Annotated in this window: 7 protein-coding genes and 2 pseudogenes; 4 read left to right on the top strand and 5 right to left on the bottom strand. The window is 42.5% G+C overall.

From position 1 onward, the window contains the following. Positions 1 to 122 precede the first annotated feature (122 nt). A pseudogene (kaiB, locus tag LC605_RS28450) lies at positions 123 to 338 on the bottom strand (circadian clock protein KaiB); the annotation flags it as partial. Positions 339 to 465: 127 nt separating this feature from the next. Then, on the bottom strand, positions 466 to 1,047 hold the full coding sequence (locus LC605_RS28445; RefSeq protein WP_229550798.1) for a circadian clock protein KaiA: 582 nt from the start codon (positions 1,045 to 1,047) through the stop codon (positions 466 to 468). A 740-nt stretch (positions 1,048 to 1,787) separates the two neighbouring features. Between LC605_RS28445 and LC605_RS28440 the strand changes: the two genes are divergently transcribed. Together LC605_RS28440 and LC605_RS33180 are read left to right on the top strand one after the other, a co-directional pair. Beyond that, positions 1,788 to 5,042 (top strand): ATP-binding protein, encoded by a 3,255-nt coding sequence (locus LC605_RS28440; protein WP_229550800.1) that lies wholly within the window; start codon positions 1,788 to 1,790, stop codon positions 5,040 to 5,042. Then, positions 5,029 to 5,163, top strand: a complete 135-nt coding sequence (locus LC605_RS33180; protein WP_267868697.1) for a hypothetical protein — start codon at positions 5,029 to 5,031, stop codon at positions 5,161 to 5,163. The genes LC605_RS28440 and LC605_RS33180 overlap by 14 nt, the downstream gene beginning before the upstream one ends. Positions 5,164 to 5,181: 18 nt before the next feature. Here the strand turns inward: LC605_RS33180 and LC605_RS28435 are convergent, their stop codons facing one another. Together LC605_RS28435 and LC605_RS28430 are read right to left on the bottom strand one after the other, a co-directional pair. Continuing rightward, positions 5,182 to 7,185: a glycosyltransferase family 39 protein gene (locus tag LC605_RS28435; protein ID WP_229550797.1), complete on the bottom strand. Its 2,004-nt coding sequence runs from the start codon at positions 7,183 to 7,185 to the stop codon at positions 5,182 to 5,184. 244 nt (positions 7,186 to 7,429) lie between these two features. After that, positions 7,430 to 8,065: a hypothetical protein gene (locus LC605_RS28430; protein WP_229550796.1), complete on the bottom strand. Its 636-nt coding sequence runs from the start codon at positions 8,063 to 8,065 to the stop codon at positions 7,430 to 7,432. A gap of 167 nt (positions 8,066 to 8,232) precedes the next feature. Between LC605_RS28430 and LC605_RS28425 the strand changes: the two genes are divergently transcribed. Both LC605_RS28425 and LC605_RS28420 read left to right on the top strand, forming a co-directional pair. Continuing rightward, positions 8,233 to 8,565: a DUF565 domain-containing protein gene (locus LC605_RS28425; RefSeq protein WP_229550795.1), complete on the top strand. Its 333-nt coding sequence runs from the start codon at positions 8,233 to 8,235 to the stop codon at positions 8,563 to 8,565. A 40-nt stretch (positions 8,566 to 8,605) separates the two neighbouring features. Further along, on the top strand, positions 8,606 to 9,622 hold the full coding sequence (locus tag LC605_RS28420) for a glycerate kinase (RefSeq protein ID WP_229550799.1): 1,017 nt from the start codon (positions 8,606 to 8,608) through the stop codon (positions 9,620 to 9,622). 99 nt (positions 9,623 to 9,721) lie between these two features. On the opposite strand, the pseudogene LC605_RS28415 reads toward LC605_RS28420, so the two are convergent. Further along, positions 9,722 to 10,186: pseudogene (locus LC605_RS28415) on the bottom strand (ISLre2 family transposase); the annotation flags it as partial.

The following is a 10,186-nucleotide window of genomic DNA, read 5'->3' as shown; positions in this document are numbered from 1 at the left end:
ATCGCTTCGATGCCATTTGCTGCTTCCTGAACTGCAAAACCGATGGATGTCAGAATTTTCATTAACACTAAACGGCTATCTGTGGAGTCATCAACCACTAAAATGCGGTATTCGCTTTGATCGGGCGGGGGCAAAATTTTAGATAATGTTGGTGTCGCCAATATTTTATCTTCTTCCGCCAGTTGCGGGCTTTTCAGTACATCGATCACTTTTAAAGCATAAACACCTTCAAACTCCTGTTCTAAAATATCTTTGAGTGTTTTTAATGCTCGGACTGAATTAGGAGTGTTACCTGCTACGTAAAGCTTGAGAACGTAAATTTTTCTGGCTTGATTCATATACTTAATGGCTACTCGTGATCAGAGAAATACAATATTCGTTCGCGCATCGTCAGTGAGCAACTAACAGTGATAGCTTGTTTCCAGTTGAACACAGAGCAATAAATTTAATTTAATTTATTTTATTTTATTTATAAATCGAACTCCTATATATTTCGCACAAGTGAGCCAGGATATCTATCAACGTTAGGCGGTAATCAAGTAACGTTTCATTGCTCCTTCCTTCTAATTTTAGCTGGTTAGAAAATTCTTCCATTACCTCCATGTGAATTTCGATAATTTGGGGCACAGGAATATTACTATAAAATATAGTATTGATGAATTTATCAATTTTTTCTTTTAGTGTTTTGTCTGTGCTAAAATAATCTATAATAATCAGGCTATAATCTGATTTAAGCTGTCTTAGTAATCCTTGCTTTTCTGCTGGACTCATCTCCTGAAAATGCTGTTGGCTTTTTTGCATCTGACTGGCAAATACATAGATGTAATTGCCAGTGTATGCTTGAGTCGGATTTGGTTGCGGCCAGCTTGGTAAAGAGTTGGTTGTTACAGAGGTAGTTGCGGGAACAGGTAGGTAGCAAAATTGGGCGATCATCTGATCAATAAATTTCCACACCCACGTCCTAAAACCTTTTTGATTGGCTAAGTAAACTGGATTATCTAAATATTTGTTAACATCAGGTTGCAGAATTAATATCGGTAATAACATTTATTCTTGAATCTATCTCCTTGATCGCCCTGACCAAGAAACGTGGGTTGATTAAGTTTGGTTAACGCTTCTAGGGGAATACTTGGTGTGCAGTAAACTGGTGATTCCAGCCCAAAATAATTTTCTGTGTTAGCAGACAGTTCTAGCTACTCAACAACTTAGTAGAGTACGGCGGAAATAAGTCACCCCTTTGAAATGTCTGAAAACCTTGCAAACTGGTAATTACGAATTACGCGCCGAGGTACTAATGCAGCAATTGAGTGGTAGGACTTACGTAGTTCTTTGATCTGAAAGTATCTGTCGGCATAGCAAGATATAGTGGCTAATTGATTATTTGCATATCTATGTATATAAATAAATTTTTTGATTTTGCTCCTTGATAAGATATTTAAACGAACTTAAAGGTTTGTCGCATTCTAAATCATTATAATTCCTCAAGGTTCTAAAGCGAATCTTTGGGGCCATAATTGTTTTAGCCGTCTCTATCGATGAGGAGTTTAAATACCAGTAAGACACTGGGGAGACTAGTGGCTAAAAATGAGAAACGTCGCCTCTAGGAAAAATGCACTCGTTTGCAAGCAAGTGTCCGTGAAGGTAAATTCCGTTGTTTTAATGGCGTTGAAATAACCAGAGTTGCTTATATGAGTCTTCTTAGAGGATATGACTTCAGGCGAAAAGACCATCAACTGGCAGATGGAAATGCCGGAGGGTTCCACAGGAAGAATGACCCCCAAAGCCCTATGTTAATGCTAGATTACCCGCTTTATGACTTTCAGGCAACCGTACCTAGCTGCCCCCAAACAAGTTCTCTGGCAGTGGTGTTGGAGATTTTTGAGCAAGAGCAGTGCGATCGCTTGGTAGTAGTGAATCAACAGCAATGCCCTATAGGATTGCTGTATTCTGCCCGTTTAATCCCAAAATTATTAGCACATAGTGACGATAAAAATCTAAATTTACACCAATCACTTTCTAGCTGGGGTCAAGGTCTAATTGAGCCAATACAGACAATATCAGCTTCTGAGCGTGTAGAGCAATTGAACTTGCACTTGTGTTATCCACAAGGTGAAAAACACCAGAATTTAGATTGGGCGCTGATTGACCGTGATGGTCGATATTTGGGGCTGCTGGATAGTTCACGCCTGTTGCGATCGCTGGCTAAGGAACAGATGGCTGTGTTACTCAGTTCAGCCGCCCAGAGGTCATCTGATGACCATCGCCATGAGTATGATGCTAGGCCAAATGACCCCAAGTCATTAGGACACCAGCCACTAGTACACTTGCTAGAAAGACTGCCTTGGCCTTTGATGTTGCAAACGGGTACTGGCGAGGTGGTGGCACGAAATCCCGCTTGGTGGCAGCAATTAGGCTCATTGAAAGATCCAGAGGGAGTTAGGCAACACGTAGAGGCAATACTTGTGCCTAACTGCTCCAAAAAACCAGAATATGTCAGCCAACGAGCCATCAAGGTTCATCCCAATGGTAAGGAGAATGAGCATGGTGGTGAAAAAGAACTGACTGAGCAAGAAGCATCTGGTGATGCTGTCTACAGTCGGTGCTATTTGGATAGTCAGGTGGGTACTTGTACCTGCGTTGTGGAAGTGCAAAATGGTCAGGAGCAAATCTGGCAATTTGCCAAAATTCCCTTAGATAGTCCTGAGTTTCAAGTCATGAGTGCTGAGTCAGACGTTGCACTCAGCAATGATTTGTGGTTAATTTTAGCTACTGATGTGACTGAACAGCAGCAGCTTTGCAAAGAACTAGCAGCAAAAAATGCCGATTTAATTCAACTAAATCGGTTGAAAGATGAATTTTTAGCTTGTATTAGTCATGAACTCAAAACTCCCCTAACTGCCGTTTTGGGGTTATCGCGCTTGCTGGTGGATCAGCAGTTGGGAGAACTCAACGAGCGTCAAGCCCGTTATGCGGGACTGATTCATCAAAGTGGACGCCACCTGATGAGTGTAGTTAATGACATTTTGGATTTGACCCGGATGGAAACGGGACAAATGGATTTGACGCCAACGCCAGTAAAAATTAGTGCTGTGTGCGATCGCGCCCTATCGGAGGCCAAAGCCATCCACACTCAAACTACCAAAACTACATCTGCCTCTGCAACTCAAAATGCCCGTTCGTCTGCTCCCCAATTCTGCCTTTCCATTGAACTAGGCTTAGATCAAATAGTGGCAGATGAGTTGCGCTTACGCCAAATGCTAGTACACCTACTTTCCAACGCCTTTAAATTCACCGAAATATCTGGCGAAATTGGGCTACGGGTGAGTCGTTGGGAAGGATGGATTGCCTTTACAGTTTGGGATACAGGTATTGGCATTCCGGAACACCAGCAACACTTAATCTTTCAAAAATTCCAACAACTAGAAAATCCCCTCACCCGCCAATTTGAAGGTACTGGTTTGGGGCTAGTATTAACTCGGGCCTTGGCTCGTCTCCACGGAGGAGATGTCAGCTTCTTATCCCGTGAAGGAAAAGGTAGCCAGTTTACACTACTTTTACCGCCCAGCCCCCCAAAAACAAGCTTTTCTGAACCAGATATGGGAATCAGAGAAGACGAAGAAACACCATACCAACCGACACGGGAAATTCCCACAGTCCCTCGTCAGCATATTAGTACGCCCACACAGCATCATCCTGCTAGTTCGCAACGGTTGGTCTTGGTAGTCGAAGCAGTAGCCCGATATATTGAAGACTTGACTGAACACCTCAAAGCTTTAGGATATCGGGTAGTGATTGCGCGATCGGGGACAGAAGCAGTGGAAAAAGCTCGGCGCTTGCAACCAATCGCGATATTTTTGAATCCGTTGCTACCCCTACTATCAGGTTGGGATGTGCTGACTTTATTGAAATCTGACACTGCAACCCGTCATATATCTGTAATTGTGACAGCGACGGCAGCCGAAAAGGAGCAAGCATTTGCTAACCGAGCCGATGGTTTCTTAAGTTTGCCAGTAGAGCATCAGGTTTTAGCACCAGTTCTGGAAAAATTATGTACTGTACAAGCAGTTGTGCCCCTAGGGTTAAACAACAACGCAATTATCCCAACTAAAACCCCACTGCGAATTCTCAGATTGGTAAATCCCCAGTTGGAATCGGTCAATCCCCACCCCTCACTTCGAGAACACCGAGTAATTGAAGTAGATGACCTAGATCAGGCAGAACTTTTGGCGCGGGTATGGCAGTTTGATGTTATTTTACTAGATGTGGAAAGTACCACCGCCCAAATTTATCTGCAACAACTAATTGGGCATCCACGTTTGGCGGCTATCCCACTGGTTACTTGCGATGTTGCGACTACCCTAATCGCTTCTAAAATACCAGGGTTATCTGTATTTCCTTACTTAACACCATTTGCTAAAGACAACAGCAGCCGTACGGAGAAAACAGATGTCTTACTATCAGTACTGGAAATTGCTTCTGGTATTTGCTGCCCTCCCAATATCTTAGTAGTAGATTTGACAATGCTGCGTGATTTACCACAGGTAAGACGCAAGCAAGTTAAGGGTTATCGGACTGAAAAAAACTGCTCAATTAGTAGTGAAACTGCCGAAAGGGGGTCTGAGTGGTTTCAAGCTTTAATTCAGTACCTCCAAACAGCAGGCTTCAAAGCGGCGATCAGTCCCTGTTGGGCAGAAGTGTTACAACAAATTCGCCACCAAAGCGTTGACTTACTGCTAATTTGTTTAGGAGAATCCCCAATCCACAAAGACGTGCTAAAAGCATTGAAAACATTGGGAGATTCGCCGTTGAAGTTACCACCAATTTTGGTATTGAATCAGCGATTGAATCGCCCAGAAACCACTCTTCAGCCTGGGGTAGGTGATAAGGAAAATGACAAGCAGAAGAAAAATACTTTGGAATCGATAGAAAATGTTGTTGGTGCGATCGCTACCCAAATACTACCGCGATCAATATCAATGAAAGACCTTTTAAACCAGATAAATCAAGCTTTAGCTGTCAATGGTTACAATGACAAATGTTAATGAGGTCATTGGTCATTGGTCATTGGTCATTGGTCATTGGTCACTTGTACTGAGCGAAGTCGAAGTATTGGTCATTTTCAATTGGACAAAGGACAAAGGACAAATGACAAATGACAAATGACAAATGACAAAGGACAATTTAAGATATATCTATTTTTCGATTTTTCTTTTTCTTAAAAGGAACTCGAACCAAGTTATAAGCACCCTTGGTTGATAAACTCTTGTAATCATCTGGCTGTAAGTCCATTTGTAAAAACTTTTTTTGTTCAGCCAACAGCAGCAGTGAGGCAGGTTGTAGTCCTTTGGCAGCCTGGTTTTGAATATGCTCTATAGCCTCTTCGGGGAATCTTAAATAATTGACGTGAATGTGGCTGTAAAATACCACACTAGGCTTTTTGAAGCCAAGCATGATCAATTCTTCATTTGGTTGTTTTGCTTCTAGGATGACCGCAGACAACTGCCTTAAGGGTAATTGACGTTCTCGATCAATAAAGAAGGAAGCAGGTGTTAAGACAAAAATCAAAAACACCACGAAGCCGATTAAATTAATACTGATAATGTAGTTCCAACGGCGACTCAATAATAAACCCGCAACCAAAACTGCACAAACTAGCCAAATTACACCCGCTATTACTGGTAAACCAGATTGTTGAATTAGTTCGTGGAAGTTACTTATAGCTGGATCAGTACCTAATATGTAGGTGATGTTCAACAGTGCTGTTGCCAAAAATGATAAAAACACTACATTCACCCAACCACTCCAGACGGGTGAAGGGGGGATGAGAGGACGTGGGGATGGAGATAAATGATCAAATACTTTCTCTGTATCCCGGTGTCTCACTGTTTCCTTGCCATTTTCATTTTCCGTGTTGGGGAAAAGGTCGCTCCACAATAGGGCTACCAGAATTGCGGCTGCTGGCATTAGAGGCAATACATAGCTAGGGAGTTTGGTGACAGCAATGCTGAAAAAGCCAAAGATGCTAGCAAACCAGAACCCGGCAAATAAACCAAATTGCTGAAAACGTTCAAGCGATCGCCAATGCGATCGCTGCCAAAACTTTAGTCTGACTATGGAGGCTGGTAAATAGACGGAGTATGGCGCAAAGCCCAGCAGTACCACTAAAAAGTAAAAATACCAAGGTGCTGAGTGACCATTAACTACTTCTGTAAAGCGTTCCAGGTTATGATAACCAAAAAAGGAGTTAATGAAATTCCAGCCATTGCGCCAAGTTACTAAAGCATACCAGGGCACTGACAAACCGATAATTATCAGTATACCTACGAAGAGGCGCATTTCCCGCAACACCTCTCGAAGCTTTCCTAAATAAAGTAAAAAGGTGGCAACAATTAGCCCTGGCAAAACAATTCCCACTGGCCCTTTAGTCAAAATTGCCCCAGCAATTAGCACATAAAAAGCTAAGTACCACTTATTAGGGAATGGGGAATGGGGCATCCCTTCTGGTGCGATCGCTACGCGAACGGCTTGGCTCAGGGCAAGTGGGGATTGGGCATTGGTTATTAATTCTGCTCCCCGGTGACTGAGCCTAATCGAAGTGCTGCTCCCTTCCTTGGCTGCGTACCCTAGAAAGAAACAGAACAAAGCTGATGCTATGCATCCGGTGAGCAGCATATCAGAGACACCCGTTCTCGCCCAAATAATAGTTTCGGGATTGAGTGCCATGAGCGCTGCTGCGATCAAAGATATTAAGTAGCGGCGAGTAGGACGTGAAACTTGTTCTAATTCGTCTTGTTTAGCTAAATACCACTGTATAGTGTAAAAACCTAAACAAACTAATGCTAAGGCTGCGATCGCTGAAGGAAGACGTACTGCCCACTCATTCACCCCAATAATGTAATATGCGATCGCCTGACACCAGTAAATTAAAGCAGGTTTATCGAAACGAGTGTCACCATTAAAAAATGGAGTAATCCAATCACCTGTGACGAACATCTGGCGGGAAGCTTCGGCAAAAAGCGGCTCTGTCTCATCAATCAAGCCAATGTTGCCCAAATTCCACCCAAAAGCCACCCAGCCAATCACCATCAACCACAAAATCGACACAGTTACACCAAGGGCTGGATTCTTTCCTATTTTGTTGAACCACTGATCAACAGTGCGCTTAACACTCAATTTCATGCTCATTTGTCAATAGTCAACAATCACTAATCAATAGTCGTTGGTTATCTATCTTTTGTTCTTGGGAGTTTTCAATTCAACTATTTTCCTCTAGTCATTACTCAACACTTTACCAACTGTAGGGTAGCCATGCAAAAATAAAAACCCTACAACAATTGCTTCCGTACTCAGCGAAAAGTCGGAGCTGCGGCTACCCTGCGGGAATGCCAAAGGCGAACCGCCAATCTCAACTTCGGTGACTCAGGACTATTTATTGACTCAGCACTAGTTGCCATTCTCTGTTTTGAGAATTCCACTTAGGTAATTGAGTTTCGCCCACAACATAGGGGCCCCAGTAACGACGAGAACCATCTTGTGCAAAAGCAACTAAAATATCTCCCTTCTCCAGCTTTAAATTATTTTCAGGTAAAGATAGAATCAGTCCCTTCTCACTACCTTCTTGGGGAGCAAAATCCCAATGTGCCGGCATATCATAGTGAGTCTGTTTAGTACCAGAGCTTTTTGCTACCGACTGCCGCGCCAGTAAAGCCAGCCGCACAGGCTGGTTTGTTTGATTGCTCATTCGCAAAGTCCCTTGATTGTTGGCAATGCTTGCTGATTGATCACGCTTTGCCAACACAGGATAAGTATTCTCTTTACTACTATGTTCTACTTGATTGGTTGGGGTAGTTACTGGAGTAGATAGGCTAGAGGAAATACCTTTTTCAGGTGAAACAGCTATAGATGAAGTTGTCTCTTGCTCTTGAGTTTCAGTTGGCACTTGTGAAGATGTATCTGGGCTCGTAGACTCAAAGGATACGCTCACTCCAAAGCATCCCACCAGAGCAACAAGCAGTCCCAAGCAACAGGCTGTAACACCGACGTTACGATACACTGAAGATTTCATATTGATGGTTATTAGAAATAAATATTTTGTGTAGGCTTGACCAAATAGTAGCCTATTAACACAAAAGCCAATCAGAGAAAGTAGCTTTATATATAGGACTTACGCAAAAACCCTCTCAAACTAGATATATTTATTAATATCTTGACTTTTACCCAGAAGTCTCTTTGATGCAAAACACTCGCCTCAATAACTTGTTCGATGCTATTGCTACACGCTTGGGGCAATGGTTTTTAAATCCTTGGCGGCGGCTATCGTTGCTGATCATTAGTTTTTTGTTCGGTTTTTTTCTGGGAAACGCAGTTTCCACCACATCTGGTCAACGAGCAGAATTAGACATTGTGGCAGCTGGTTTTTTAGTACTCTTGATAGAAATTACCAGTAGGATATTTTATAGTCGTAACTTTTCGTCAAGGCGATCGCTCTTGGTGGACTCACTAAATCTCCTCAAAATTGGTTTCACCTACAGCCTGTTTCTCGAAGCCTTTAAGCTGGGATCGTAGGGGGATGAGGGGGATGAGGGAGATGGGGGAGATGAGGGAGATGAGGGAGATGAGGGAGAAGGAGCAAGCAAAAGAAGCTGCGTTGGCAGATAAGTTAAGGGCTAAAGCTTTTGGGATCACGTCGGAAAATGTCGATGAAGTTATAGAAAGGCGATCGCATTTACTAAAATCTGTTTTTCCAGCTTTTAGCCGCTTCTGCCAAACTAGCCTCCAGGTGGAACCCCAGGAAATGTTACAGGTATTGTGGGATTTGTGGCTTCCTTTGGGAATTAAGCTAGCATCGCAGCGCCAACAGTTAGGTCGTCCTCTGATTCAGGGAATATTGGGAGGACAAGGCACTGGTAAAACTACAATGTCCAAAGTTCTCAGCTTGATTCTTCAGCATTTAGGATATCACACTCTGTGTTTATCTTTGGATGACTTGTATAAAACTTATAGCGATCGCTTGCTTTTGACACAGCAAGATTCCCGCATAATTTGGCGCGGCCCACCAGGAACCCACGATATAGATTTAGGCTTGAATGTACTAGATCAAATCCGCCAGTCGCAAAGTCCAGTCATGGTTCCCCGCTTTGATAAATCTGCTTTTGGAGGTGCTGGCGATCGCACTACTTCCGAAATGGTAACAGGTGTAGATATTGTACTATTTGAAGGTTGGTTTGTGGGTGTGCGACCAATCGACCCAGATCTATTTAATACCGCACCACCGCCAATTGTTACAGATGAAGATCAAGCATTTGCCCGTGATATGAATCATCGCCTCCACGATTATTTACCACTGTGGGAGCATTTAGACAGCTTAATTTTGCTCTATCCCACTGATTACCGATGTTCTTTGGAGTGGCGCAAACAGGCGGAACAGCAGATGATTGCTGCGGGGAAATCGGGGATGAGTAATTCAGAGATAGAGCAATTTGTCAATTATTTTTGGCGATCGCTTCACCCGGAATTATTCATCAAGCCGTTGGTAAAAAATGCGACGGTGGTTGATATGGTGATTGAGATTCATGCTGATCATAGCTTTGGTGAAGTGTATTGCGATCGGGCTAATTTGTAATTGGGAGCAATGCGATGCAAGTTAGACGGCAGCGATCGCAAATTTATATACTGAAATGATAAGTAAATTAAATCACTATACTTTAAAGTGTTTTCACTCTCTTTTATTAAATCTTAATTTTGTTCTTCCCCCGTCAACAGCGATTACAACTCTCTGTCCCTTAAGAATATTCCCACTTGGTAAATTTCCCAGTTGTAGATTCAATATTTTAGATTGACGGAGATTAATCCCAATTTTCCCAAACTGATATGTCAGTCTTTCAATCCGTTTTAAACTAATATTGATCCCCCAACCTATTAGAATTGTACAGGCAGCTTCAAATGAACCAGCAATTGCGCCATACTGAGTGACAGTTGACCAAACCAATGGTGTTAATCCTTCTTCCATTCCTAACCATTTTAAAAATGGATAGAAACCTTGATTATTAGATTTAATCCCACTCTTTTTTTCACTAATTGTGACTACATATGGTAGTATTAGAGTAACCAAAACATTTCCGACTGTTAATATTTGTCTTTTCCTAAAACCATGTCTATGAGTTTCGGGATGCCACCAACCTTGAGT

This window comes from Nostoc sp. CHAB 5836 (assembly GCF_020829445.1).
Taxonomy (GTDB): domain Bacteria; phylum Cyanobacteriota; class Cyanobacteriia; order Cyanobacteriales; family Nostocaceae; genus Nostoc.
Note: the sequence above shows the minus strand (reverse complement) of the source record. Positions and strands in the feature narration are given on the sequence as shown.

Bases quoted from the DNA above. Each gene is read 5' to 3' on its own strand.
- LC605_RS28435 (WP_229550797.1), bottom strand. From the start codon at position 7,185: ATGAGCATGAAATTGAGTGTTAAGCGCACTGTTGATCAGTGGTTCAAC.
- LC605_RS28420 (WP_229550799.1), top strand. From the start codon at position 8,606: ATGAGGGAGATGAGGGAGAAGGAGCAAGCAAAAGAAGCTGCGTTGGCA.
- LC605_RS28430 (WP_229550796.1), bottom strand. From the start codon at position 8,065: ATGAAATCTTCAGTGTATCGTAACGTCGGTGTTACAGCCTGTTGCTTG.
- LC605_RS28445 (WP_229550798.1), bottom strand. From the start codon at position 1,047: ATGTTATTACCGATATTAATTCTGCAACCTGATGTTAACAAATATTTA.
- LC605_RS33180 (WP_267868697.1), top strand. From the start codon at position 5,029: ATGACAAATGTTAATGAGGTCATTGGTCATTGGTCATTGGTCATTGGT.
- LC605_RS28425 (WP_229550795.1), top strand. From the start codon at position 8,233: ATGCAAAACACTCGCCTCAATAACTTGTTCGATGCTATTGCTACACGC.
- LC605_RS28440 (WP_229550800.1), top strand. From the start codon at position 1,788: ATGTTAATGCTAGATTACCCGCTTTATGACTTTCAGGCAACCGTACCT.